The organism is Streptacidiphilus melanogenes (assembly GCF_000787835.1).
GTDB lineage: Bacteria > Actinomycetota > Actinomycetes > Streptomycetales > Streptomycetaceae > Streptacidiphilus > Streptacidiphilus melanogenes.
On the sequence record NZ_BBPP01000004.1, the window covers coordinates 119,752 to 143,921 of the forward strand.

Genomic DNA, 24,170 nt, shown 5'->3' on the forward strand with positions numbered 1-24,170 from the left:
TGGGGCACCGCGCTCCGGACGCGATCGTGCGGCCAAGGCTCCTCTTGGACGGCGGGGTCTACGGCTCCGGGGCCCCTGGAGGTGGGGCCGTCGGTGGAGGCGGCACGGTGCCCTCGTGGAGGGCGGCGAGGCGGCGGTGGTAGTCGTCGACCTCGATGTCCCCGCGGGCGAGCCGCTCGGCGAGGATCTGTTCCGCCGAGCCGCCGGCACCCGTGCCGGGCGCGGAGCCGGGCGGTGGGCCGTACGGGGGTGCTTGCGCGGTGTGCGCGGTGCCGCCGCGACCGGGCCATCGGTTGCGGTTGGTGAGGGCGCGGACGATCAGGATGATCACCAACACCACCAGCACCCAGAAGAGCACCATCGTGATCCCCGAGAAGACCCAGAACCAGCCGTGGTTCACGCCCCCGTGGAATCGAAGAGGTCCATAAGGTCCCATGGTCCTCGCCTGCCCTGTCCTGCCTGTCGTGGATACAGGGCTGATACCCGCCGACCGGCCCCGCCGTATGAAGACGCGATGAGAATCCGCCTCAACCGCGCAGATGCGCGCATACCGCGGCCATCGCCCGGCGCACAGCGGCGCGGGTCCCCTCCGTCGGCTCGTGCACGTCGAAGCCGTGACGGCCGTCCGGCACGTCGACGAGCTCCACCGCCGCGCCGCAGTCCCGTGCGGCTGCCAGGAACGCGTCGACGGTCTCGGCGATCTCCGGGGACTCCAGGCCCGCGCGCGTCAGCACGATCGGCAGCCGGCCGGACTCCGGCAGCACCGCGGCGGGGGCGAAGCGCGGATCGACGCCGGTCCAGCCCGGCAGCGCCGCCAGCACCGGATAGGTCGCGGCCACGCAGCGCAGCCACGGTGGTGGAGCGGCGAGGTGGTCGGCCAGCAGCAGACCCGCGCCCGAGAAGAACCACACCGCGATCCGCTCCGCGTCGACCCGCGGATCGGCGCGCAGCACCTCCAGCGCGTCCGCGACGTCCGCGGCTGCCGTCGGGTAGTCGGCCGGCGTGTGCAGCCGGTGCGCCACGACCGCGCCGACCACGCCCTCGCTCGCCGCGAGCCGGGCGTAGCCGAGGTAGAGCGGCCAGTCGCGCGGCGCGGGGACCATGTCCCGGGGCAGCGGGCCGCCGTGCACGAACAAGACGGCGGGGTACCCGGCCCCCTTCGGCGGGGTCGCCGGAAGATGCAGGTCGACCCGTCCGTTGCGCACCCGCGCCGCGTCGGGCACCTCCATCAGGAACGGACGCTCCTGGAACGGCCTTGTGACGGCCGGGCTGAGCCGGTGGCCGTCCCCGGCGGCGGCGCGCAGCAGCGTCGCCGCGAGCTCGTCCGGGCAGGAGAGCATCGGCCAGTGGCCGGTCTCCAGCTCGAACAACCCGACGCGCGGATCGGCCAGGGCCTGGAACTGCGGCATCCCGGAGGACACCAGGCCCTGCACGGCGGCGAGGGTGACCCCGCCCGCCGTGCACAGGATCCCGCTGGTCGGCACCCCCGTCAGCGCGCCGGTCAGCCGCAGCGGCTGCGTGAGGGTGCGGCCGGGCTGCGGCTCGGCGAGCGCGGACAGCAGGTCCAGCTCCCTCGCCGACAGGCCGGTGGTGTTCCCCCACTTCCGCCACGTGTCGGGCGCGGGCGCGGGCACCATCGCGTCCGGCGACTCCCGCAGCAGCGCCCGCACCTCGTTGTCCGGCACGCTCGCGACCGCCGCGTCGCCGTCCTGCGGCAGCCCGCAGTCGAGGTACACGATCCGCGCCACCCGTTCCACCCGCTGCTGCGCCGCACCGAGGACGGGATGGATGGCGTACCCGTGCCCGACGAGCACCACCTCCGGCGCCGCGACGCCGTCGATCAGCCGGACCACATCGGCGACGTGCGTGTCGAGGTCGACGTCGGCGTCCCCCTCCTCCGCGTCCCCCTCCTCCTCGTCCCGCGGGCGGGCTGCGCCACCCCGGCCCGTCCCCGTCAGGTCCGCCGCGTGCACCTCCGCACCGGCCTCGCGCAGCCGGTCGCCCACCCGCTCCCACAACAGGCCGCCGGTGAAAGGACCGGAGGCCAGGATGAACGCGGCCGTGATGTCGTGATCATTTCGCATGCGGCCACCGTAGGAACTCCCCTTACGGGAGATTCAAGCCCCGGAAGGAAATTGGCGACGGTAGGTATCGCGTCCATGGGTTTGCTGGCGACCGGCTGGAAGAACAAGGGCACGGCGCAGATCAACGTCGTGACGGCCGACGGCGTGATCAAGTCGTACAACGTCAAGCCGCAGGATCTGGGGGCGGCCAGCCGCTACGTGGTGGCGCTCAACGCCTACTCGGAGCAGCTCATGGCAGAGCAGGAGCAGGCGCCAGCCTGACGCCCGGGGCCATCGGCTCCGACCTACCCGCCGGTTCCGCCCCGCCCTGGTCCGGCCACGGCGTACATTCCCTCCACCCACACCGCCGTACCCATGGGGGGAACCATGATCGGCCTGCTCTTCTCCATCCTCCGCATGTCGTTCCGGCTCTTCGCCGCCATGATCGACATGACGATCATGCTGTGCAGCCTGGGCAAGATCGACCCCCGTCTGCGGCGAATCTTGTGATGCGTGGCTTCCGTGCACGAGCCGGTGCACAGGGGCCTGGTCATCAGCGGCAGGGGGCTACCCCTAAGACGGTCGCACCGCGCAGTCCTTTGTGGCCAGCGAGTTGTCGTTGTTGCCCATCACCGTGATATCGCCCTTGACACTCGCCACCTGCGAGAGGGGCTCCTGTACGGTCGCCGTCAGCATGCCGTGGGCGTTGTCCGCGCTGACCTCCACGTCGCCCTGGTTGACGGTGAACCAGTCCGAGCCGCCGGGGTTGTCGGCCGCCGTGCGGGAGCCGCTGCCGAAGTTCTCGGAGACGGAGTGCTGCCCGCCGCTGATGTCCGCCACGGTCATCTCGAACATCACGGTGTCGTTGGCGCTGTCGGAGACCGGGTAGGCCTGCCCTGAGTCGTCCAGCACCGAGACCGTGAACGTCGACGTCCCCGCCCCCATCTGTGCGTCCTTGAAGGTGATGACGCAGTTGCTCAGACCGTGCTGCGGGCCGTGGGCCAGGTGCGGAGCAGAGGCGGCCGTCCGCGTCGGCTTCGCGGTTGGCGTTGGCTTCGCTGTCGGCGATGCCGGACGGCTGACCGGCTGCGTGGGCGTCAGCGTGATGGTCACGCTTGGGCCCGCGGGGGAGACTGCTGTGGCAGCGCCCTTCTTCGGCCCGACGGTCAGCCCGACGACCACCAGCAGGACGAAGACGCCGAGGGCTGCACCACCGCAGCCGAGGCAGCCCTTCCTTCGCGCGCTCATCCCCGGAACCGGCGGCGCGACCTGGTGAGGAGGCGGAGTGGGCTGGCCCCAGGGTGGCGTGGTCATGGATGCGTTCCTTGCCGGTCGTGTTGAAGTTGTGGAGGTAGCGTGGCAGATATGCAAAGTGGCATGGGCCGACATTGCCATGACGTGTCGTCAGTGCGATCAGAGCTGATACCGGCGCGGTGACCACGGCCCGACCGGCGGTAGGCCCCGGCCCTGCTCCTCGCAGTCCGGACACTGCACGTTGGTCCACCCCGCACCGGAGTTGGTGTCGACCTCGTTGATCAGCCGACCGAGCTTGCGGGCTCCGCCGCAGCCGATGCAGTGGCCGAACGCCTGCGGCGCGTCGTTGGCCACGGTCACCACTCCTCCCGCCATTCGGGGTGGAGATCATGTAACTCGTCGAGGAGTGCGAACCCTTCGGGCAGCAGCAGGCCAAGGTAAGCGACACGGCGGAGGCGTTCCCAGAGGGCGCGGTCGACGGCTCGGTCAGGGGTGGGGCGGGCGGGTGGAGCGCCCGCAGCGGTGGAGGATGCGGTGGCGGCCATGTGACAGACCGTAGGGAGCCCTGATTCGCCAACGGGGCGGTGATTCTCTGTGATTCTCCTGGGCGGCGGGCTGATCCCCGGTGATGCTCTGAAAGCTCAGTTGCGCCCGAGGGAAGCCCGGACGGCGGTAATGACCCGTTGGGCCCGCTGGCCGTAGACGGCCGTCTCGGCGAGCCATGCGAACGCCTTCTCGTACCGTGCGATGTCCGCTGGATCATCCAGCCACATCTCGGCATTGATCATCTCGACGATGACCCGATCCCGGTCATAGATCCAAAAGGCGTGCGCGGGCGTCCGCCGTAGCGGTGCGGACAGCGGGATCACGCCGAACTTGATGGTGTCGAGCCCCACCAAGCCGGTGAGCCGGTCGAGCTGGGCGGCCATCACCGCCGGAGCCGCCACGCGGGCGTGGAGGGCCGATTCCCAGACGATGAACTCGAAGGCCCGGCCGGGCTCGTACAGGACCTCCTGGCGGCGCATGCGGGCGCGCACGGCCTCCTTCGTGTCCTTGGGGGAGCCGGCGAAGTCGGCAGCCATCGTCAGCAACGCCCGTGCGTAGTCCGGCGTCTGGAGCAGGCCAGGCACGCGGGCGGACTCGAACGCCCGCGTCAGAGAGGTCCTGCGGGACTGCTCGATCCCCTCGTCCTGCCGAGGCCGGTGTCCTGCGGCGAGTTGCCGCCGCCAGGAACGGTATGAGGACTCCGCGCCCAACAAGCGCGCCTTCAGCTCCGAGGCCGCGCCCGGCTTCCCGACGCCCTCCGCCCAGGCCGCCAGATCCTCCGGCGTGGCGGTCTGCTTCCCGGTCTCCAGCTTGGACACCTTGGACTGCGTCCACCCCAGCCGGGTGGCGAGCTGCCTGCCGGTGAGACCGCCCTCGGTGCGCAGCTCCAGGAGCCGGGCTCCGAGGGCGGTCCTCGCGCGCTGGAAGTCGGTGCTCATGCCCCCGACGGTAGCGCCGCAGCGAAGTCGTGCGCAGGTACGGCGAAATGCCGGGCGGCGTCCCGGATCTGACAGACCCGGAGGACCTCGGCCGGATCCGCGGTGACCTCCACCCCGAGCGTGCGGTCCTGGTCGTCGAAGATCAGTCGAGCGATCGTCTTCGAGTCGAAGATCCAGATGTCGTCGTCCGGCAGGTTCAGCTCCTTAGCCTTGGCGCGGGTCAGGATCCGGATGTCCTCCGGGCTCTCCAGGGAACTGGGGCGTCTGACCGGCGATCGCGTCCCGAAACCTGGCCGTGCACAGAAGCCCGTCAACGGCTCCCGAGCCAGTCCTCGTTCAACGGCCGGCCGGCCGCTCGACGGTGGATCTGCTCGCACGGGTCGCAGCAGCACTCGGGGTCGATGTCGCCCAGTTCGGCGACGGGCCGGGCCGCGGCCGCGGTGTCGACGGTGTGCCCGCACAGCGCGCGCAGGCGCCCGGCCTCGACGATGTGCCACAGCCCCGGAGGATCGCAGTCCTGCAGATCGATGTGCTGCCCACGCAGTTCGTATCCGACCATGGGGACCTCCTCTCGGGTTACCGGGCGGCTGCCCGGCTCCGCGGAGGTCACACGGCCGGACGACTCCTGTCCGGTCCGCAGGGCGGCGCTTCGTCGGCCTGGGCGCGCCGACGGCCATCACCGCGAGGGACACGTTCGGCCCCAGCTCCCCGGGCGCGGCCGACCGCGGGCCGAACCCGGATGTCGCTAGGCTCGGAGGGCGGATCGGCCTGACTGGGAGGGGGAGGTCTTGCTGCCGGACGACCTGCTGAGTATCGGGGAGCTCGCCGCGCGGGCCGGGGTGAGTGTGAAGGCGGTGCGCTTCTACTCCGACCAAGGGCTGCTGCCCGAGGTGGAGCGCAGCAGCGGCGGGCACCGGCGCTACGGGCCGGAGGCGCTGGAGACGTTGCGGCTGATCCGGTCGCTGCGGGCGTTGGACGTGCCGCTGTCGGAGGTCGCGCGCGTCGTTCTGGAGAAGGAACGGGAGGGAGAGCGGCTCGAGGGCGTCGTGGCACGGCAGTTGGAGGTGCTCGGTGCCGAGATGGCGGTGTTGCGCTGGAGAGAGGCGGCGTTGCGGCTGCTGCACGAGTCGGCTCCCGGCGAGCGAGCGGAACTGCTGCGTCTGGTCGGCGCGTTGGGGACGCCGCCGGGTACGGACACGCTCGTGCGGTACTGGCGTCGTCTGCTGCCGCTGCGGCTTCCCGCCCGGTTGGCGGACGCGATCGTCGACGCGGCCGTGCCTCCGCTGCCCGAACAGCCGTCCTCCGCACAGGTGCTGGCGTTCGCACAGCTGCACGAGCTGACGGGGGCGGCTGCGGACGCCTGTCTGACCGAGCACCGGCCCGCGCCGCCGCGGCCGGAGCTGCTGTACGACGGCCTGCGCGAGGCCTACGAGCTGGCCGTGCCCGACCTCCTCGACGGGTGCGACCCCGCCGCGGGCGAGGCGCTGGACTGCTTCGTCGGTGCTCACGCCCGCGCGCACGGCCGCCGTGACTCTCCGGGATACCGCCGCGAACTCGGTCGTGCCCTGGCGGCCGGCGAACACCCGGCCATGCGGCGCTACTGGGAGCTGGCGGCTGAGTTGACCCCGGCAACCCCGACCCTCGGCGCCGTGAACGACTGGCTCAGCTCCGCGCTCGCCGTGCAGCTCGCGCACGCATGACGGCGGTTCCGGCGCGTCGCCGTTCCGGCGGCGGGCGATCCGGCACCATGGCCCGTGGGGCCTCAGGGATCGAGTGACCGCAGGAGTGCACCGTGCCCGTCGACGTGCTGACCGAGACCGTGATCGCCCGCCCGAGCGACGAGGTGGCCGCATACGCGGGCAACCCCGACAACGCGCCCGAGTGGTACGAGAACATCACTTCCGTGCGGTGGAGGACCCGTCCGCCGCTCGGCGTCGGCTCGAAGCTCGACTTCGTGGCGAACTTCATGGGACGGACCCTCAGCTACACCTACGCGGTCGTCGAGTACGGCCCCGAGCGCCTGGTCATGCGCACCGAGCAGGGCCCGTTCCCGATGGAGACCACCTACACCTGGGACGCCGTCGACGCGACGCACACCCGGATGACCCTGCGCAACCGCGGCGAGCCGTCGGGGTTCGCGAAGGTGGCCGCGCCGATGATGGCCGCCGCGATGCGCCGGGCGAACACCAAGGACCTGGCCCGCCTCAAGCGGCTGCTCGAGACGGGCCGGGGCTGAACCGCGAGCCACATCGGGCGGTTGCGTTGGAAGGCGGTCGAAAAGCGACATGAGCCCGTCATGCGATCTTGCTCGGCACCAGGCCTCTTGGGTCTGCTATTGACTACGAACGGCGAAAGAGCTCATTGGCAGTACAGCCCTCGTCCCCGTCTGCGACCAGGCAGACGTTGAACCCAGCGGCGTCACGCCGGATCTCACCGGTCAGCCTGGGCAGGAGGGCGACTGGCCGGAACCCAGATCCACCGCGAAGCTCTGCCCTCGTGCCGCAGAGGCGTCGCCCCAGTAGGTGTTGCCACTCGAGTCACCTGGAAGGGGCACGACGAACTCCCACTTAGCGCCTGAGGGCAAAGAGCTGCACTGTGCGTCGAGGACGGTCAGGTCCAGGCCGGTCGCCGTGAAAGTGTGGTCCGCCGACAGGGTCATCCGGGCCCCGGAGGCTGCGCTCCAAGTGCCGAGCAGTTGGCCTTTGGTGACGAATGTCGGCGGGCTGCCTGCATTGTCGCAGGCAGTGCCGCCCCACAGGATGCCGGCCGTCAGGAGGCAGACTCCGGAGACACGCACAACCCCCGGCACGATCACGCTCCCGCAATCCGTTCGACGTCCTCAGCTGACGAGGGCTATCGTGCCGCACTATTTGAACATGTTCAGCGCTGGCTCAGTGATGCGCCGACTCGCCTATCTGCGCCGGGCTGTGGGCGCCAAGCCCCGTTTCACGACTACGTCTACCAAGGTGATGAACCCTCCCGAGCGCTGCCGTGAACTGCCCCGCAGGCGACTTCAGACTTGCGTGCAGGCGGGTTCGGAAACGGACACCTAGACTCCGTGATCATGTTCAAGGGGTGGTGGCACGTGCTGCCGGAAGAAGAGCGCCAGCAGTGGACGTCGGAACCTTTCACGCGCGTGGGCCCGCTGCGGTTCGACATGAGTCCGCTCGAGGTCAGGGACGTGATGAGCGACGTCACATCGGAAGCAGAGCGGCATACGTGGCGGACGGGCCGAACCGGGAGTGCCCGGACGGTCATCGAGGGCCGCTATCAGGAGTTCGGCCTGCACCTCTACTACCGCGATGAGCGACTTGCGGGCGTGGTGATCGACGCACTGTGCGGGCCGCAGGTCTTCGCGGACGGCACGGCGCTGGTCGGACGAGTACCGTCCGAGCTGGAGCAGTGGATGCTCGACCGTGCCGACGCCCGCCCGCCGTACACCGAGCTCACGTACATGGGCGCCGGCGTTCCCGCCTCGGAATCCCTGGGTGTGACAATCAACGTTCAGCGCAACGGCGACCGGTTGGTCACCCGACCGATGTTCTATCCCGTCGAGGCCCTCGACGATCTCTCGCACTGGCTGCCCTGGGACGCGTGGACAGTCCTCTGACCTGCCGCCCCGGGTGTCAGCCCGCCGAACTACAGTTCTGGATCATGCCGGTTGCTTCCCACCGCACCGTGGCGGAAGACGACGAACTTGTGGAGAGGCTGCGCGCACCTCGCGTGGGGCCCCCAGGGCAGGAGGCACACCCGAGGCTGCCTCCCGGAGCGGCCCTTCCTGCTGCTCACGATGACCGAGGTCGAACGCGCGGAACGCGAACTCGGTTACGCGCTACCCTCGTTGCTGAGGTGCCTCTACACCGAGATCGGCGACGGAGGGTTCGGGCTGGAAGGCGGGCTGCGTCACTGACGCCGCGTCGTATCCCGGGCTGGCACAGGCCGGACTGGCCGTGCGCGACGACCATCCACGCGGCGTGTGCGCAATGGGCACTCCCGAAATCCTGGTTCTTCCTGACCGGCGGCGGCTTGCACCATGGAGTGGTACGTCTCGCTTTCAGCCGTCGATCACCCAGTGCTGCTGTGGAATGCGGACGGCTGGGAACCGGACTGGGGCGAGGACCCCCACGACGGCCTGCGGTACGCGGCGTCCTCGCTGCGCCAGTGGCTGTGGACCTGGGCCAGTGCCACGAAGCCTAAGTTGATCTTGGTGCGCCGGGAAGGGCGCTGAGCAGGGCGAACTTGCGGCTGGGGGGACCGGTATGGCGGGTACCGGTGCCGGTCGATCTCTTCACTCGGTAGGAGTTGTGGCGGGTGCGTTTGACGACGCGCGGGTAGCTGCGGTGGCGCCGTTCGGGATTGCGGTTTCGGCGTGCTGCGAGCGTCGCCAGGATCTCGGTAGTCACGGCGTCCCAACGTTCAGCGGGGAAACGCCGCCGTGCCGGTGGCGGTGCGGCGGACGATGTTGACGGTCCTCAGGAAGCTGCCCCGGTCCGGGTCGATGTCGGCGCCGGTCGCGGCCTGACAGATCAGGGAGTTGATGGCGTAGTGGACCAGCAGGTAGGCCCAGATCTCCTGGTGGACCAGGTCCGGGCTCTTGGATCGCAGTACCTTCCCCGGCTCGCGTAGGACGCTTTTGAGCTGCCCGTTTGCCGTCTCTTCCTCCCATCTTTGGTGGTAGGCGCCGGCGATTTCGGCGGCCGAGGCGGCATCGGGATCGGTGATGTTGGTGATCAGGCAGACCCGTTCCTGCCCGTCGCGGTCCGGGACGTCGTACTCCACGACCCGCACCACGTGGGCCGCGACGGGGTCCGGCTTGACCCCCGACCTTGTTTCGTCCAGCAGCTCCTCCCGCTGTCGGCCGCGGATCGCGGGGTCGACCAGGGCCGAGAGGTACGTGCCGTCGGACAGGACCTTGAGAATCGGCAGGGACAGCTGCGTTGGCGCCCGCCAGCACAGTGCGGCCCCGGTTTGCGCGGCGGCACTGAACGCGGCGAAGCTGTAGAAGCAGCGATCGGCCAGCAGCAGCCAGTTACTGGAGATCGAGGGCAGTAGCGAGGCGGCCATCGTCTTTTCCCTGCGGCTCCACGGGCCGACCTCGGCGTCCATGAACGCGTGGGACCCACACTCAACCACGGCTACCACCCGTGCTTTGGGGAAGGCCGAGCGCGAAAGGTCGTTGCCCGCGTACCCGAACTCGGCTGCGTTCTGAGGCGAGTCGGGCACGTCCAGGTCGAAGCCGTCGATGGCCGTCAGACGCCACTGTCGCAGCCACGCGCCCCGGGTCTCGCTGTTCGCCACCGGCTCGGCCACCCGGTAGAACGTCTCACGGAGCACGTCACGGCCCAGGCGCTTACGCGCCTGGGTGATCCCAGAGGATGTCGGCGGTTCCCACGCCGCGTCCCAGACACCGAACGCCGACAGCGACCCGGTCACCTTCTGCGCGACCTCCTCGGCCGCGTCGTCGGAGAACAGGCACAGCGCCATCGTCAGGTACGCGGTGACATGCGGGGGGAGCTTTCCGCCGCGGCGTTGCTCGGCCACCCCGCATACAGCGGCGGCCTCATCGACCTTGAAGCGCGGCACCGCCGCAACCAAAACCCCCAACGACACCTGGTCTGGTCGTGCGACCGGACCATCCGATTGCACGGACCCCTGAGCCATGCGGCAACCCTAGCCGTGCGACTGACGTGGCATTGGGACCTGGGCCGACGGCGGAGATGTGTGGGACGAGGTGCTGGCGTTGCAGGAGTCCGAGCGTGAACCGGGTTGATCTGTGATCTCGGAAGAGCCCGGGGCCCACCGCTGATTTTCGTTCCGCTACTTGCCGCGCCCCTTGAGGTTCACGTCCTCACAGACGGCTCAATCGTCGTACCGGTGACAGCTGACCTGCAGCGACCCGCGAGATCGTGTGACGAGCTCAAGGCGAAAGGCGAATTAATTCTGCTCTCTGGAGTGTCGAGTGGCGTCGGCTCCCGGGCGGGGATTGGATCGGAGGCCCGCCCCTTCGGCAGATATCGAGACATCGAAAGAGGAACTGCGTTGAAGGTGATCGGAAAAATCCCTGGCGCCCCCTGCTGGGCGCAGCTGAGCGCACGCGACTCGGAAGCGGCCCAGAAGTTCTACGGTCAGCTTTTCGGCTGGACCGCCGAGACCGACCCCGACCCCCAGTACGGCGGCTACACGACTTTCTCCCTCGACGGGCGGCCCGCCGCGGCCGTGGCCCCGCTGATGAACCCGCAGCAGCCGGTCATGTGGCTGCTGTCCTTCGCCACCCCTGGCGTCGACGACGCGGCCGAGGCTGCGAAGGGTGCCGGCGCGCAGGTGTGGATGGGGCCGATGGACGTCGGCGACCTCGGCCGCTGGGCTCTGCTCAGCGACCCGACGGGGGCGCCCTTCGCGCTCTGGGAGAGCAGGAAGTTCAGCGGCTTCGGCGTGGCCGAGGAGCCCAACTCGCTCAGCTGGATCGACCTGTCCACCAAGGACCGGAGCGCCGCGGTGGAGTTCTACCGGACCTTCCTCAACTGGCAGGTGTGGCCGCACCAGGACTACCCCATGGTCGGGCTGGACGACACCATGTTCGGCGGCGTCATGGAGATGGGCGACATGTTCCCGCCCGAGGTTCCCTCGCACTGGAACCCGTTCTTCCTGGTCGGCGACGTGGACGCGACCGCGGCCAAGGCCGGGCAGCTCGGAGCCGAGGTCGTCCACGGTCCGGTGGACGTGGAGATGGACAACGGGCCGCGGCTCGCCGTCATCCGCGACCCGCAGGGCGCCACCTTCGGCGTCTTCGCCCCCCGCGGGAGCTGATCGCCCCCCGCGCGGGCTGATCGTCGCCCGCGCGGGCTGAGCCGGACCCGGGCCCACCGCCTCATTCGGCGAGACGGTGGGCCCGTTCGCGCCGGTAGGTGTAGAGGATGAACCCCTCGTGGAACCTGCCCACCCTGTCGTACAGCGCGCGAGCCGGGGCGTCCTCCAGCGTGTTCCAGTACAGCCCCGGCGCGCCGTTCTGCTCGGCGTCCCGGGCGACCCATTCGATCAGCGCCGTCGCGACACCCCGTCGGCGCGCCGTGTCGTCCACGAACAGGTCGGCCAGGTAGCACTTGTCGGAGTACCAGACCCCCGCGTGGAACAGGTAGTGCGCGATGCCGACGATCCTTCCGTCCAGCCGGGCGGCGACCCCGCGTATCCGATCGTCGTCGAGCAGGCGCCGCCAGGTCCGGTCGTAGCTGTCCGCGCCGCGTTCGACGTCGAAGTAGGCGTCCTTGCCTCGCGCCAGCACCTCCCAACGGGCTCGGTCGGACTCGGTCAGGAAGCTGATCTCCACCATGGGGCCCATCCTGCCCCTCGGCTGTGACAGTGGGTCGGGCGGACGGCCGGGGCTACCGGCGCTCCTGGTCGTCGGTCAGGGCGAGCCGCCAGTCCTCGCCGACCAGGCGACGGCCGAAGCTGTGGTGAGGCGTCTCGGCGTAGGGCTCGAAGCCCGCGCGGCGGTAGATGCGGCGGGCGGAGGTGAGGTTGCTCTGCGTCCACAGGACGAGCTCGCGGTAGCCGGTCTCGCGGGCGAAGTCCACGCAGGCGGAGACCAGTTGCTCGCCGATGCCGAGACCGCGCGCGTCGGGCTCGACGAGGAGCAGGCGCAGCCGGGCCGTGTCGGGGGCGTGGTCGCGGACGCAGAACACCGCGCCGACGGGACGGCGGCTGCCGTCGGGCTGCTCCAGTTCCGCGATCCAGCCTCGCTCGCACGCCGGGTCGTGGTCGGCGGCGTACTCGGCGACGATGCGGGCGACCAGGGCCTCGTAGGAGGCGTCGAAGCCGAACTCCCGGGCGTAGAGCGCGCCGTTGCGGGCGACCACCCAGCCCAGGTCGCCCGGCTCCGGGTCGCGCAGACGGATCACCGGCTTGTCGGGGCCGCCCGGAGACCCGGACAGCAGCGCGCGGGCGGTCCGCAGGGACCCGGTCAGCTCGCCGAGCCGGGCGGGGGAGAGGTCCGCGAGCAGCGCGGTGACGGCCTCGCGGGCGCGTGCGTCCAGGCGGGCGGCCTCGGCGCGCCCGGCCTCCGTGAGGGAGACCTGCTGGTAGCGGGCGTCCACGTCGTGCGCGGAGCGGACCACGAGCCCGTCCTGGTCGAAGCGGCTCAGCATCCGGCTGAAGTACGCGGCGCTCAGGCCGAGCTCCGCCCGCAGGTCGGCGACGGTCGCGCGCTCGCGCCGCGCGAGCTCGTACAGCACGCGGGCCTCGGCGAGGGTGAACGTCGACTCCAGCCGTCCGGCGTAGTCCAGGACCCCGAGGACCCGGGTGAAGAACCGGCTGAACTCGCGGACCTCGTCCACCGCGGCTTGCTGGGGACCCATGGCGATCACCTGCCTGCGAGAGTGCTTGCGCTGGTACATGCTCCAGATCAAGTATTCGCGCCCGGCCCGCGGCGCACAAGGGCTTGGGAGGAGACCTGGCGCGTCTCCTCGTGCAGTTGCGTGCGCGTGCACGCACATCGGTGGGGCGGGCGTTCCCCCGAGCCGCCCGCCGACCGATGCCCGCCCGCCTTCGTCGGCTCAGCCGAACCAGACGGGGCTTTCCGCGAACGCCGCCAGCTGCGCCCGGTCCAGCACCGGGGTCCTGCCCCACGGGCTGCCGAAGTCGATGCCGTGCCGCAGGCCGATGGTGTCCGAGGTGGCGATGACGGAGAACATCCGCCGGTCCGGGTAGGAGACCGACGCGCTGTTGACCTCACCCGTGCGCTCGGCGTACGAGCCCGGCGGCTCGCTGTCCGCCAGCAGGGACGCGCCACCCGGCAGTGGGGTGAAGGTGCAGTGCCACGACACCGGGTCGTCGTTGCAGAAGCTCGCCTCGTCCGGCCCGAAGGCGTACTGCGGCGGGCGGGCCTTCGGGTCGTAGGAGTTGATGACGATCGCCGCCGAACGGCCGTCCTTGGTGATGACGTAGGTGCCGTCGAAGCGCGACTTCGGGTAGACCGTCGACTTCGGCATGCCGGGCGGCATCGGCGTCGGCGGCAGGTCCTTGATCTTCGTGACCGTGCCGATGCCGGGCGGCAGCAGGCTCTTGACCACCGCCGCCGGGTCCTCCAGCGGATGCGGCGCCGCCGGCTTCGTGGTCACGCTGACCGGTCCCGGCTTCTTCGCTGCGCCGACCGCCCCGTTCGCCGTGTGCGGCAGCATCACCACCAGTCCGGCGACCAGCGCCAGGCCCGCGCTGGTCGCGACCAGCGCGCCTGCCCGCCTGCGGTGCTGGCGGCGCGTCGCCTGCGCCAGCACCGCCTCCGTGATGTCCTCGCTCGGCGGCCGGAGCCCGTCCAGAGCCTTGTCCATGAGTTCCCTCACCGTGTAGTCCGTCATCGGTTGACCCCGTGCATGTGCGTCAGTTCCTCGTCCACGACCTCGCCCACCGCGTCGCCCACCACATGGCGCAACGTCGCGCGCAGCACCTCCAGACCGCGTGCGGTCTGGCTCTTCACCGTTCCCTCGGACACGCCCAGCAGTTCGGCGGTCGCGTGCACGCTCTGGTCTTCGAAGAACCGCAGCACCAGGACCGCCCGTTGCCGCGGCGCCAGCCGCTGCAGGGCGGCTCGCACCGCCAGGCCCAGATCCGCGTCGGCGCCGCCCGGCGCGGGCGCGTCCGGCAGCTGCTCGTGCGGTCGTTCCCGGTGCCACAGCCGTCGTCGCGAGGCGATGAAGGTGTTCACCAGGGTGCGCCGGGCGTAGGCGTCCAGATGCTCGATCCGCCGCCGCCCGCGCCGGGCCATGACCACCTTGATCAGCGTCGTCTGCACGAGATCCTCGGCGGCGTGCGTGTCCCCGCACATCAGGTAGGCGCTGCGCAGCAGTGCGTGTCGCCGATGGCTGAGGAACTCCCGCAGCTCCGGATCGTCCCTGTGCACCCTTGCATCCCCCGTCAGTCGCCCTGCGCGCCTTGCTCGCTTCCACCCCTGTTGATGGGGTGGGCAGGCCGTCAGGTTGGGGGTCGGCCGGGAGATTTCAGAAATTCTCGGTGCGGTGCCGGTCCGCGTCAGCGTGCCAGGTCAGGGCCGCGTTCACGCGCCGGGTTCGCCGAGCTCGCTGAAGAGCGTCAGCTGCAGGGCGCCGGGAGCCTCCAGGCGGGAGTTGAGCGAGTTCCACGGCGTCCTGGTCGGCTCGGCCAGCACCTCCGCCCCGGCCTCGGCGAGCCGCGCCGTCACGGCGGGGGAGTCGTCGACCTGGAACGCCACCCGGATGTGGCCCGCCACGCGTCGGCCCACCTCGACGTCGTCGATGAAGGCGGCGTGCCCGGGATCCGCGATCTCCAGCGTGGCCCGCCCGGCCTCCAGAATCGTCACCCGCCCGTCGGGCGAGGAGAACGCCCCACGCTCGGGCAGCCCCAGCACGTCCCGGTAGAACCGCAGCGCGGCGTCGTAGTCCTCGGCCGTGACGACCAGCCGCAGCTCACGCACACCGGATTCCTCGGCCGTCACCCGGGTCTCTCCCTCACATCCGTCGGGGTTCGGGCACGATCATCCCACGACCCCGCCCGCCCTCGCGGGCTCGACGAGGAGGTGAACGTGGCCGTCTACGCCACCGTGAGGGGCTGGCTCGAGTGCGACAGCGTGCAACTCGCCCGGATCGCGGAGATCACCGACGCGGAGAACGGCGATTTCCTCTACGCGGGCGGCTGGACCTTCCCGGAACGCCGGTGCATGTGGACCAGCCTGGTGTTCTTCGGCGCGGACATGCGTCAGGAGAACGTCGGCGCGGTCCTCGACCGGCTCCGCGCCATCGCCCGGATACCGGTGTCCGACGAGGACGACGACCGGGTCAGGGGGCTCTTCGTGGTGAGCCACGAGACCGGGGGCACGCAGGAGTGGCGGGTCCACGGCGGTGATGTCGCGATCCTGGACCCGGGGGAGCGGTACCGGTACCTCGAGGAGTAGCGACGCCTGTCGCGTCGCGGTGAGCGCGGGGTTCCGGGAGAGGGGTTTCCGGGAGGGAAGGGGTGGGGAGTTCAAGGCCGCCTGCGCCTGTTCGTGCGGTGCCTTGCGGGGTGCCCGATTGTTCGTCAGGAGTGCGTGGATGAGCGAGTTCCGCGGAAGCGAGTTCGGGGGTCTGCGGGCCCTGGTCACCGGAGGGGCGTCCGGGATCGGGCTGGCGACGGCGCGGCTGCTGGCCGGGCGTGGGGCCGAGGTGGCCGTGCTGGACCTCGCCGTCGACAGGGTGCAGAAGCCTCTGCACGGGTTCACCGCGGACCTGCGGGACGACGCGTCCGTGCGGGCGGCGGTCGACGCGGCCGTGGCCGCGCTCGGGGGGCTGGACATCCTGGTCAACAACGCGGGCGTCGGCGCGGCCGGGACCGTGGAGGACAACGACGACGCGCAGTGGCAGCAGGTGCTCGACGTGAACGTCGTCGGCCTGGCCCGGGTCACCCGCGCCGTGCTGCCGCACCTGCGGCGCTCCGCACACGCCTCCGTGGTCAACACCTGCTCGGCCGCCGCCACCGTCGGGCTGCCGCAGCGCGCGCTCTACAGCGCCAGCAAGGGCGCGGTCCTGTCGCTGACCCTGGCCATGGCCGCGGACCACGTCCGCGAGGGGATCCGGGTGAACTGCGTCAACCCCGGCACCGTCGACACCCCGTGGATCGGTCGGCTGCTCGACGCCGCCGATGATCCGGACGCCGAGCGCGCCGCGCTCCAGGCCCGGCAGCCGCACGGACGGCTGGTCGGCGCGGACGAGGTGGCCGTCGCCGTCGCCTACCTCGCCTCGCCCGCCTCGGGGTCGACCACCGGCACCGTCCTGGCCGTCGACGGCGGTATGGCCGCTCTGCGGCTGAGGCCGCTCGGGAGCTGAGGCGAGGCAACGGCCGCGCACCCGGGGGATCGGAGGCAGCCTGGTGCGGGCCGCCGCCCCGGGTGTGCGCCGAGGGCCGCCTGCCCCTGAACGCCGCAGTGTCGACCGGACCTTGATGCTTTGCATCCGGTTCGGCCTGCGTTCACCCGGCCGTTCCTTGCGCTGGAGGACGGGGCCGGGCGAAAGTTGGCTATACAACTTTTGAGCCTGACGGATCCGACCCGGTCCGACCCGAATCGAGGACCCATGCTGCCGACCGACGTCCCCGCCCTGTGGCTGCGGGACAACTGCACCTGCGCGGACTGCCGCGACCCGCTGACCGGCCAGAAGCTCTACCAGATCACCGATCTGCCCGAGCAGCTCGCGGTCGGGACCGCTCGTCCGCTCGAAGGCGGGGCGAGCGCGAACGGGTGGGAGGTGGTCTGGGCCCCCGACGGTCACGTCTCCCGCTACACGGCCCAGTGGCTCGAGCGTGCCGCTGATCCCGACCCGCGCACGGAGGACGCCAAGGACCTGTGGGGGAGTGCGGCCTCGCTGGCCGACGGCCTCCCCGAGACGACCTGGTCCGCCTACCTCGCGGACGACGCCGAGCGCCTGCGCATGCTGGAGGCCGTCGCGCGGCTCGGCTTCTGCCTGCTGCGCGGCGTCCCCGTCCGTGACGGCCAGTCGCAGCAGGTGGCCCGCACCTTCGGGTTCGTCCGCGAGACCAACTACGGCACGCAGTTCGAGGTGCGTGTCGAGGAGCGGCCGAACAACCTCGCCTTCACCAACGTCGCGATCACCCCGCACACCGACAACCCCTACCGGGACCCGGTGCCGACGCTCCAACTGCTGCACTGCCTGGTCAACGACGCCGAGGGCGGCGACTCCGGGCTGGTCGACGGCTTCGCCGCGGCGGCGGCGCTGCGTGAGTCGGACGTCGAGGCGTTCGCGGCGCTGACGGGCACGCAGGTGCCGTTCGCCTTCCGTGACGACGTCACCGAGCTCAGCGCCCACAGCCCGCTGATCGCCACCGACCCGGCGGGCCGCATCCGGGAGGTGCGGTTCAACAACCGCTCACTCGGCACGCTCCGCCTCCCGGCGGCGCAGACGGAGGCCTTCTACGCCGGCTACCGCGCCTTCGCACGCCTGCTGCTGGACCCGGAGCGCCAGCTCACCTTCAAGCTCGGGCCCGGCGACTGCCTCGTCTTCGACAACACCCGCCTGCTGCACGCCCGCACAGCCTTCGCCCGCGGCGGCGCCCGCCACCTCCAGGGCTGCTACGCGGACCTCGACGGCCTGCTCAGCACCGTCGCCGTGCTGCGCCGCAAGGAGGCGCAGCCATGCTGACGCCGCACCAGATCGTGGACACCCTGGCCGCACTCTTCGCCGGGGAGGGCGCGGACGACTACCTCGGCGAGGACGTGACCCAGGCGGAGCACATGCTCCAGGCTGCCGCCCTCGCCTCCGCCGAGGGAGCGCCGCCGGCACTGGTCGCCGCCGCGCTGCTCCACGACGTCGGGCACTTCCGCGGGGCGGTCCACGGCCGCGAACTCATGTCCGGCGCCCGCGACAACCGCCACAGCCGCCAGGGCGCCGACTGGCTCTCCCCGTGGTTCGGCGCGGCCGTCACCGAGCCGATCCGGCTCCATGTCGCCGCGAAGCGCTACCTGTGCGCTGTGGAGCCGGACTACTTCGCCCGCCTCTCACCGGCCTCGGTCCACACCCTCTCGGTCCACGGCGGCCCGATGAGCCCGGCCGAGGCGACCGCGTTCGACGCCGAGCCCTTCGCCAAGGACGCGGTCCGGCTGCGGCGCTGGGACGACGCAGCGAAGGACGCGTCCGTGGCGGTGCCGGACTTCGACCACTACCGGGAGCTGCTGACGTCACTGGCCGTACTCAGCTCGGCGGACCCAGCGGACCCAGCGGTCTCACCGGGCTCACCTGCGGACGGCGGGAACGCGTAGCGGCCGTCCGCCGACCCGGGGTCAGCCGCCGTCCGTGTCCGGGTCGGCGACCGTGCCCGCGTCGCCGGTCGGGGCGTCGCTGCCGGCGTGCCAGCCCAGCGCGAAGGCCCAGCGGCCGGTGGTGTGGCTGATCACCCGGGCGTGCACGTCGTCATGGGCTTCGAGGTAGCTGTCCTCGTTGAACTCGCCCGTAGGGTCGCCGCACTGGACGTCGTAACGGGTGAGGCCGTCGATCTCCACGGTGACGCTGCCGGTCCCGGTGCATCGCGCGAACATGCCGAGCGTGCCGGCGGCGATGTGGGGGATCTCGGGAAACCCGAGGGAGCCGGACATGTTGCCGACCTGCTGGTAGATGGTGGTGAACCCCTCGGCCCGAAGGTTCTCCGGGGTGGCGGACACCGGGGCGGGCGTGGCCGTGGCGGACGCGGTGGCGGCGACGGCCGCCCGGTGCGTCGCCGGTGCGGCCGCGCCGCCCGTCCCGGAGCAGCCCGAGGCCAGGGCTGCCACGGTGACGGCGAGCGCGGCTCCCACCGGCGATGACAAGCGGGTGCGGTGCGGCCTGGTCATGTCGCTCGTGCGGTCCAATCGAGTGGGCGGGTCGGTCGCCGGAGCCTACCGTGTACGTCCTTCGGCGAGGCGCCGGGACCGGCCCGCCCGGCGCGCTAGCGTGGGCGGATGGCGATCGACCTGTTCGCGGGGATCTACGTCCGGGACCACGACGAGGCCGTGGCCTGGTACTCGCGTGTGCTCGGGGCCGAGCCCGCCTTCCACCCCAACGAGACCGAGGCGGTCTGGGAGCTCGCCGAGCACCGCTACCTCTACATCCGCCGCAACCCGGAGCACGCCGGCCACGCCGTGCAGACGGTCCTCGTCGACGACCTGGACGCGCGCGTCGAGGCGATCGCCCGCCGCGGCGTCGAGCCGGCGTTCCGGGAGCAGTACCCAGGCGGCGCGCGCAAGGTCGTCTACCGCGACGCCGACGGCAACGAGCTCGGTTTCGGCGGCGTGCCGCAGGACTGAGACGGCGTAGGCGCCTGGGAGCGGCCCCGGGTGTGTGTGGCTACTGGAAGGCGGCCAGGCCGTTGGGCGTGCCCAGGCCGGTCGGGCCGTCCCAGCCGGGGCCGGAGATGCAGAGCACGGTGCAGCCGCTGTTCGGCGCGGCGTTCTGACCGGCCGTGATGTCGTTGAACGCCGAGGACGGTGCGGCGTAGAGGGAGTCGGGGCCTTCGACTTCCGCCACGTGGCCGCCGCGGGCGTACAGGCCGGCGACGTACGGGCTGGACTCGCTGGTCCCGCCCACCGCAAGCCAGCCCAGCTGGGATCCGCTGAAGGGGGTGTAGTCGTCGTAGACGGCCGCGCCGGTGGTCGGGTCGGCGTCGGCGGAGATGTCCGATCCACCGCGGTGGCCTGCGCAGTCGGCCGAGATGGCGGTGGGCTGGCCGAGCGCCGGCGGCAGTTCGGCGGCGCAGCCGCTGCCGGAGCCGTCCCAGGCCACCTCGCTGTAGCCGCTCGGGTCGGCGCCGGGCGTGCGGTAGAGCGCCGTGCCGCCGACGGAGGTCACGGTCGGCAGGTTCTGCGGCCACCCGGAGGGCGTGCCCTCGAAGCCGCCGTCGCCCGAGGAGGCGGTGATGGCCATGCCGGGGTGGTAGAAGTCGCGGGCTGCCTGTCCGAGGTCGAGGGTCGCGTCCGGGTCGAACTGGTAGCTGACGCTGGCCGCCGAGGCCCCCAGCGAGGCCGCGGTGTTCATCGCGACGCCGAAGTCCTCGGCCGCCTTGTCCTCACTGGTGGTGAGGTCCCGGTTGACGGTGATCTCCAGGATGTGGCAGGTCGGACAGGCAGCGGAGGCCATGTCGACGTCCAGCGCGGTCTCCAGGCCCACCTGCTCGTCAAAGTCCTTCTCGTTGGCGGTCTTCCCCGGGGCCAGCGGCGCGCCGCCGTGCTCCCCGACCTGCTTGAAGCAGCCGTCGGCCGCGGTGCACGCCGGTAACCCGTACTGCGCGCGGTAGGTGTTGAGGTCGGTCTCGAGGGTCGGGAAGGCGCCCTCGTCGAGGATCGCGATGGTGTTGGTCGAACCCACGGTCGCGGCCGGCAGGTGGTACGCGGCGGCGAAGTCCGCCGGACCGTAGCCGGCGGGGCTGCCGGTCACGAGCGCCTTGCTCGAGCCGGGGGCGGTGGTGACGACCTCCGCCATGCACCGGTCACGGGCGATCCCGGCGCAGACCCGGGTGGTGCCGCGGTTCGCGAGTTGGGGGCTGGGCAGGGTCGCGACCGAACCGATCCTCGGGCTCGGGGTGGTCTGCGCCTGCGCCACGCCCCCCGGCAGGACGAGCGGGCCGACAGCCACCGCTCCGGCCGCCAGTGTCGCCATGCCGGCCTTACGGAGGTTCATCACAGCGGTTTCCTCTCAGTGAGCGCCCGCCGCCGGACCGTAGGGGCGGCGCACGACGGGATGACGATTCGTCACTGCTTGTTGTGTCCATGACTAGGACATGGGTGCAACCGTCACACCAGGGACCGGCTACGTCAAGAGAGGTGCTGCAGTGAGCGTCCCAGGCAGGGATCGGGGCGTCCCAATCGGCAGGTCAGCGCCGTGGGAAGCCCCGAACGTCCCGGCGTGGCCGGGGACTGTCGACCAACTCGACTGCAGCGGACAAGAGTTGTCGCTGTCGAGCCCGGCAGCCAGCCGGTCGGCTCGGATTTCGTTCATGCGATCCATGGGAGACGAATCGTGTTCAAGCGAGGAATGGCCGCTCTGGCCCTCGCCGCGGGTGCGGCGCTCGGGGGCCTCGTGGCCGCCCCGGCGGCGAACGCGGCCCCGGCGGGCTGCAACTCCGGTGCGCTGTGTGCGTACTGGCTGACGAACTACACGTCCGCCTCGGGTCACGGCGTGCAGCAGGTCTACCAGAACAACGACGACCTGACGATGTACGCCAACTTCTACAACTCGGCCGGCGGCTCGCTGTTCAACAACGGCAACAGCTGCAACGTCGACGTCTACCCCGGTACCTACCACGGCGGCGGGGTCATGCACCTGGACCGCGGCACCGGCTGGACCGACGTCTCGGCGGGCAACCTGCCGCACATCGAGTCCAACTACTGGTGCACGTACTGACGCTGACGTATCGATGAAGTCCAGGATCCGCCTCGTGCTCGCCGCGTTGCTCCTGGGTCTGGGTGCTGCCGGATGCGACGCGTCCGGCAGCACCACCCAGTCCGCCGCCCCGCAAGCGCAGCCCCGCCCTTTCCACGGCGTCACCTACTACGACCCCCGGCAACGGCTCCTCCTGCACACCATGGAGGAGACCAGCATCGCGTCCTGCATGCGGGCGCGTGGATTCGTCTACCGGCCACAGCCACTGTCCGACTCGGACCACACGGCCGACGCCAACCCGTACGGCCTGCTCACCCTGCAACAGGCCCGGAACGACGGATTCGGGATCACCAGCTCGGCCCTCGACGCGCGACCGTTCGTCGACGCGAACGCCGCGGAGGACGGCAGCGCCGCATGGAAGGCGGCGCTGGACGGCACCACCGCACACCGCGTCTACCTGACGATGCCCGGCCACCGGCAGTTCTTCTACAACGCGGACGCCTGCGCGACCCGGGCGGTGGTCGAACTCTACGGCGCGCAGTACTACCGCCTCTTCAACACCCTGCAGATCCTGAGCAACCAGGTCGTCACGACCGTCCAGGCCGATCCGCGCTTTCTCGCCGCGCAGCGGCGCTGGCAGGCCTGCATGTCCGCGGCGGGTCAGCCGGCCGGCAGCCTGAGCGACCCGCTGAGCTCGGTCAGCGCGCGGCTCAGGCCGGCCCTCGCCTCGCACGACCCCGCCCGGATCCACACCATGGTCGGCTTCGAACTGAACCTGGCGGAGGCGGACGCCGAATGCCAGGCGACGGCCGGACTGGCCGACAGCGTGGCCGCGTCGCAGCAGGACGCGGAGCGGGCGGCGATCACCTCGCACGCCGGGGACCTCGCCGAGCTCCAGGCCCTGCAGCGCCGGGCCCTGGCGACCGGCACACCGGCCGGCGGCGGACGGTGACCGCCGCCCGGCAGATCAGTCGGGCTCGCCGGCTTCACGCGACAGGCAGAGCCGACCGCGCCAGCCGCGGTCGGCCGACTGCTCGTACCGCCACTCGATGACGATGCAGGGGCCCCGGCCGGGGCCGCCCAGCACGCCGGTCACACCGTCGAGCAGCCCGCGCACGGGCCGGACGATCACCCGCAGCAGCCCGGTCGTCCCGGCCTCCCCGGCCGGCTGCGCCGTCGCGACCGCCCCGGCCGCGCCGGTGGTGTCACGACTGGCGAGATCCCAAAGATCCAGGAGCAGTTCGGCGTCCCCGCCGGTCGCCCGCGCGAGGCTCTCCACCGCGGAGCGCGGTGGCAGCCGCTTGCCGTTGAGCCAGCGCTCCCACGACGACTTCGCGTAGTGCGTCCGCTGACTGATCCGGGCGTAACTCAGCCCGGAGGCGCGCTTGAGCAACTGTAATTCGCGTGCGAGCTGTAATGCGGCAGCCTGCCCGGCCCGGTCCACGGACTGGATCTCCATGTGGCTTTCCCCCTGAGCACGTCGGTGATGGCATCCTCTCTTCTCGATGCTCCGTGAACATCCTTTTGTTGCCGCCAGGCGGCGTTCATGAGAATTTCTCGCACCAGCAGGCCCGGTGACCTGCGCTTTGAGACCGTCTCACCCATGGCGTGAGACGGCGGGCGCCGACCTGGTCCCGAGGTCCGCTAGGGCTCGCTGCGGGTGCGGGCCAGGGCGGTGGCGGCGAGGGAGTTGTGGACGGTGAAGGCCACCGTGCCCGCGCGGTAGCGGTCCTCGGACCACTCGACCGGGACGCCGGTCGGATCGCTGGTGCGGCGGCGCTCGCGGAGCAGGGGAGCCTCGGGGGCGCAGCCGAGAAGGCGGGCGTCGTCGGGGTCGGCGAGGGTGAGGTCGACGGTGTGGTCCGCGTCGGCCAGGACGACGCCCGCGGCCTCCAGCAGTTCCGTGACCGAGACGGCGTCCGACGGCATCGCCTCCACCAGCGTGCCGACCGGCTCGGGGTAGACCGTGCGCTCGACCATGACCGGCTCCCCGCCGAGCGTGCGCAGGCGCAGCACCCACAGCACGCGGGCGCCCGCCGGAAGGCGCAACCGGTCCGCCTCGACGGGGTCCGCCTCGCGCCAGCGCAGGTCGAGGACCGAGCCGCCCGGATCCTCGCCCAGGGAACGCGCCCAGCGCGTGAAGCTGGACAGCTCCGCGAAGCTCTGCACACGCGGCTGTTCCAGCACCACACGCCGGGTGCCGCGCCGGGAGGTGACGACGCCCTCGGCGCGCAGCAGCGCCAGCGCCTGGCGGACCGTGCCGCGCGAGACGCTGTGGGAGGCCGCCAGGGCCTCCTCGCTCGGCAGGCGGCCGCCCTCGCCGTAGACGCCGCTCAGCACGTCCGCGCGCAGGGCCGCCGCCAACTCCCGGTACCGCGCTGTTCTCTGCGTGTTCGCCACGCGGACGATGATCCCATGCCCGGCGGTTCGGGTGCGGATCTCAACTCACGGGACAGGCGTTGACAACGGAGCGTGTGGGAAGTTTGACTGCGCGTGTCGTCGCC

Annotated in this window: 31 protein-coding genes; 14 read left to right on the top strand and 17 right to left on the bottom strand. The window is 71.3% G+C overall.

What is annotated here, in order from left to right; genetic code table 11:
- Positions 1 to 58: 58 nt before the first annotated feature.
- Both TR49_RS06180 and TR49_RS06185 read right to left on the bottom strand, forming a co-directional pair.
- A complete protein-coding gene (locus TR49_RS06180; protein ID WP_052434050.1) occupies positions 59 to 400 on the bottom strand; it encodes a hypothetical protein in 342 nt (113 codons plus the stop codon).
- A gap of 127 nt (positions 401 to 527) precedes the next feature.
- Positions 528 to 2,084 (bottom strand): esterase, encoded by a 1,557-nt coding sequence (locus TR49_RS06185; protein WP_042378116.1) that lies wholly within the window; start codon positions 2,082 to 2,084, stop codon positions 528 to 530.
- A gap of 75 nt (positions 2,085 to 2,159) precedes the next feature.
- Between TR49_RS06185 and TR49_RS06190 the strand changes: the two genes are divergently transcribed.
- A complete protein-coding gene (locus TR49_RS06190) occupies positions 2,160 to 2,345 on the top strand; it encodes a hypothetical protein (RefSeq protein ID WP_152627094.1) in 186 nt (61 codons plus the stop codon).
- Positions 2,346 to 2,438: 93 nt separating this feature from the next.
- Positions 2,439 to 2,573 (top strand): hypothetical protein, encoded by a 135-nt coding sequence (locus TR49_RS46305; RefSeq protein WP_268874054.1) that lies wholly within the window; start codon positions 2,439 to 2,441, stop codon positions 2,571 to 2,573.
- Positions 2,574 to 2,636: 63 nt separating this feature from the next.
- On the opposite strand, the gene TR49_RS06195 is transcribed toward TR49_RS46305, so the two are convergent.
- The 5 genes from TR49_RS06195 to TR49_RS06215 form a co-directional block, all read right to left on the bottom strand.
- A complete protein-coding gene (locus tag TR49_RS06195) occupies positions 2,637 to 3,377 on the bottom strand; it encodes a hypothetical protein (protein WP_152627095.1) in 741 nt (246 codons plus the stop codon).
- Between the two features lie 99 nt (positions 3,378 to 3,476).
- The gene (locus tag TR49_RS06200) at positions 3,477 to 3,671 is read right to left on the bottom strand and encodes a hypothetical protein (RefSeq protein WP_152627096.1); all 195 of its coding nucleotides are present in this window, start codon (positions 3,669 to 3,671) and stop codon (positions 3,477 to 3,479) included.
- Positions 3,672 to 3,958: 287 nt separating this feature from the next.
- Complete coding sequence (locus TR49_RS06205; RefSeq protein WP_042378123.1) at positions 3,959 to 4,801, bottom strand: helix-turn-helix domain-containing protein; 843 nt, start codon at positions 4,799 to 4,801, stop codon at positions 3,959 to 3,961.
- On the bottom strand, positions 4,798 to 5,115 hold the full coding sequence (locus TR49_RS06210; RefSeq protein WP_052434051.1) for a DUF6879 family protein: 318 nt from the start codon (positions 5,113 to 5,115) through the stop codon (positions 4,798 to 4,800). The genes TR49_RS06205 and TR49_RS06210 overlap by 4 nt, the downstream gene beginning before the upstream one ends.
- Positions 5,112 to 5,360 carry a hypothetical protein gene (locus TR49_RS06215; RefSeq protein WP_042378124.1) on the bottom strand — a complete coding sequence of 83 codons (249 nt, stop codon included), beginning with the start codon at positions 5,358 to 5,360 and terminating at the stop codon, positions 5,112 to 5,114. Before TR49_RS06215 ends, TR49_RS06210 begins: the two co-directional genes overlap by 4 nt.
- A gap of 229 nt (positions 5,361 to 5,589) precedes the next feature.
- Here TR49_RS06215 and TR49_RS06220 point away from each other — a divergent pair, with 229 nt between their 5' ends.
- From TR49_RS06220 to TR49_RS45255, 4 genes are all read left to right on the top strand, one after another.
- Entirely contained in the window at positions 5,590 to 6,501 is a 912-nt protein-coding gene (locus TR49_RS06220; RefSeq protein WP_042378126.1) for a MerR family transcriptional regulator, read from the top strand.
- A gap of 92 nt (positions 6,502 to 6,593) precedes the next feature.
- Positions 6,594 to 7,037 (top strand): SRPBCC family protein, encoded by a 444-nt coding sequence (locus TR49_RS06225; protein WP_042378127.1) that lies wholly within the window; start codon positions 6,594 to 6,596, stop codon positions 7,035 to 7,037.
- A gap of 822 nt (positions 7,038 to 7,859) precedes the next feature.
- The gene (locus TR49_RS06235; protein WP_042378128.1) at positions 7,860 to 8,411 is read left to right on the top strand and encodes a hypothetical protein; all 552 of its coding nucleotides are present in this window, start codon (positions 7,860 to 7,862) and stop codon (positions 8,409 to 8,411) included.
- Positions 8,412 to 8,834: 423 nt separating this feature from the next.
- Positions 8,835 to 9,029 (top strand): hypothetical protein, encoded by a 195-nt coding sequence (locus TR49_RS45255; protein WP_236653240.1) that lies wholly within the window; start codon positions 8,835 to 8,837, stop codon positions 9,027 to 9,029.
- Positions 9,030 to 9,217: 188 nt separating this feature from the next.
- On the opposite strand, the gene TR49_RS06245 is transcribed toward TR49_RS45255, so the two are convergent.
- On the bottom strand, positions 9,218 to 10,462 hold the full coding sequence (locus TR49_RS06245; protein ID WP_042378130.1) for an IS4 family transposase: 1,245 nt from the start codon (positions 10,460 to 10,462) through the stop codon (positions 9,218 to 9,220).
- 384 nt (positions 10,463 to 10,846) lie between these two features.
- Here TR49_RS06245 and TR49_RS06250 point away from each other — a divergent pair, with 384 nt between their 5' ends.
- Positions 10,847 to 11,608: a VOC family protein gene (locus tag TR49_RS06250; protein WP_152627097.1), complete on the top strand. Its 762-nt coding sequence runs from the start codon at positions 10,847 to 10,849 to the stop codon at positions 11,606 to 11,608.
- Between the two features lie 61 nt (positions 11,609 to 11,669).
- Here the strand turns inward: TR49_RS06250 and TR49_RS06255 are convergent, their stop codons facing one another.
- From TR49_RS06255 to TR49_RS06275, 5 genes are all read right to left on the bottom strand, one after another.
- A complete protein-coding gene (locus tag TR49_RS06255) occupies positions 11,670 to 12,128 on the bottom strand; it encodes a GNAT family N-acetyltransferase (RefSeq protein ID WP_042378134.1) in 459 nt (152 codons plus the stop codon).
- Between the two features lie 52 nt (positions 12,129 to 12,180).
- Positions 12,181 to 13,152 carry a helix-turn-helix domain-containing GNAT family N-acetyltransferase gene (locus tag TR49_RS06260; protein ID WP_042378446.1) on the bottom strand — a complete coding sequence of 324 codons (972 nt, stop codon included), beginning with the start codon at positions 13,150 to 13,152 and terminating at the stop codon, positions 12,181 to 12,183.
- Between the two features lie 198 nt (positions 13,153 to 13,350).
- Complete coding sequence (locus tag TR49_RS06265) at positions 13,351 to 14,151, bottom strand: hypothetical protein (protein ID WP_042378135.1); 801 nt, start codon at positions 14,149 to 14,151, stop codon at positions 13,351 to 13,353.
- A complete protein-coding gene (locus TR49_RS06270) occupies positions 14,148 to 14,693 on the bottom strand; it encodes a SigE family RNA polymerase sigma factor (protein ID WP_042378137.1) in 546 nt (181 codons plus the stop codon). The genes TR49_RS06265 and TR49_RS06270 overlap by 4 nt, the downstream gene beginning before the upstream one ends.
- 153 nt (positions 14,694 to 14,846) lie before the next feature.
- Complete coding sequence (locus TR49_RS06275; protein WP_042378139.1) at positions 14,847 to 15,263, bottom strand: VOC family protein; 417 nt, start codon at positions 15,261 to 15,263, stop codon at positions 14,847 to 14,849.
- A gap of 87 nt (positions 15,264 to 15,350) precedes the next feature.
- On the opposite strand from TR49_RS06275, the gene TR49_RS06280 reads away from it, so the two are divergent.
- The 4 genes from TR49_RS06280 (at position 15,351) to TR49_RS45265 (ending at position 18,575) form a co-directional block, all read left to right on the top strand.
- The gene (locus TR49_RS06280) at positions 15,351 to 15,719 is read left to right on the top strand and encodes a hypothetical protein (protein ID WP_042378448.1); all 369 of its coding nucleotides are present in this window, start codon (positions 15,351 to 15,353) and stop codon (positions 15,717 to 15,719) included.
- Between the two features lie 139 nt (positions 15,720 to 15,858).
- Complete coding sequence (locus TR49_RS06285; protein ID WP_042378141.1) at positions 15,859 to 16,629, top strand: SDR family NAD(P)-dependent oxidoreductase; 771 nt, start codon at positions 15,859 to 15,861, stop codon at positions 16,627 to 16,629.
- Positions 16,630 to 16,875: 246 nt separating this feature from the next.
- On the top strand, positions 16,876 to 17,958 hold the full coding sequence (gene tmpA / locus TR49_RS45260; RefSeq protein ID WP_042378142.1) for a 2-trimethylaminoethylphosphonate dioxygenase: 1,083 nt from the start codon (positions 16,876 to 16,878) through the stop codon (positions 17,956 to 17,958).
- A complete protein-coding gene (locus tag TR49_RS45265; RefSeq protein WP_042378143.1) occupies positions 17,952 to 18,575 on the top strand; it encodes a phosphonate degradation HD-domain oxygenase in 624 nt (207 codons plus the stop codon). Before tmpA ends, TR49_RS45265 begins: the two co-directional genes overlap by 7 nt.
- A 21-nt stretch (positions 18,576 to 18,596) precedes the next feature.
- On the opposite strand, the gene TR49_RS06300 is transcribed toward TR49_RS45265, so the two are convergent.
- Positions 18,597 to 19,142, bottom strand: coding sequence for a hypothetical protein (locus tag TR49_RS06300; RefSeq protein WP_152627098.1), 546 nt, complete (start codon positions 19,140 to 19,142; stop codon positions 18,597 to 18,599).
- 108 nt (positions 19,143 to 19,250) lie between these two features.
- Between TR49_RS06300 and TR49_RS06305 the strand changes: the two genes are divergently transcribed.
- A complete protein-coding gene (locus tag TR49_RS06305) occupies positions 19,251 to 19,595 on the top strand; it encodes a VOC family protein (RefSeq protein WP_042378145.1) in 345 nt (114 codons plus the stop codon).
- A 40-nt stretch (positions 19,596 to 19,635) separates the two neighbouring features.
- On the opposite strand, the gene TR49_RS06310 is transcribed toward TR49_RS06305, so the two are convergent.
- The gene (locus TR49_RS06310) at positions 19,636 to 20,964 is read right to left on the bottom strand and encodes a S53 family peptidase (protein ID WP_042378146.1); all 1,329 of its coding nucleotides are present in this window, start codon (positions 20,962 to 20,964) and stop codon (positions 19,636 to 19,638) included.
- A gap of 339 nt (positions 20,965 to 21,303) precedes the next feature.
- Between TR49_RS06310 and TR49_RS06315 the strand changes: the two genes are divergently transcribed.
- Both TR49_RS06315 and TR49_RS06320 read left to right on the top strand, forming a co-directional pair.
- Complete coding sequence (locus tag TR49_RS06315) at positions 21,304 to 21,687, top strand: peptidase inhibitor family I36 protein (protein ID WP_236653241.1); 384 nt, start codon at positions 21,304 to 21,306, stop codon at positions 21,685 to 21,687.
- Between the two features lie 13 nt (positions 21,688 to 21,700).
- A complete protein-coding gene (locus TR49_RS06320) occupies positions 21,701 to 22,618 on the top strand; it encodes a hypothetical protein (protein WP_042378148.1) in 918 nt (305 codons plus the stop codon).
- A 15-nt stretch (positions 22,619 to 22,633) separates the two neighbouring features.
- On the opposite strand, the gene TR49_RS39675 is transcribed toward TR49_RS06320, so the two are convergent.
- Both TR49_RS39675 and TR49_RS06330 read right to left on the bottom strand, forming a co-directional pair.
- Positions 22,634 to 23,125, bottom strand: a complete 492-nt coding sequence (locus TR49_RS39675) for a helix-turn-helix domain-containing protein (RefSeq protein WP_084724614.1) — start codon at positions 23,123 to 23,125, stop codon at positions 22,634 to 22,636.
- A 185-nt stretch (positions 23,126 to 23,310) separates the two neighbouring features.
- On the bottom strand, positions 23,311 to 24,066 hold the full coding sequence (locus TR49_RS06330; RefSeq protein ID WP_042378149.1) for a GntR family transcriptional regulator: 756 nt from the start codon (positions 24,064 to 24,066) through the stop codon (positions 23,311 to 23,313).
- Between the last annotated feature and the right edge of the window lie 104 nt (positions 24,067 to 24,170).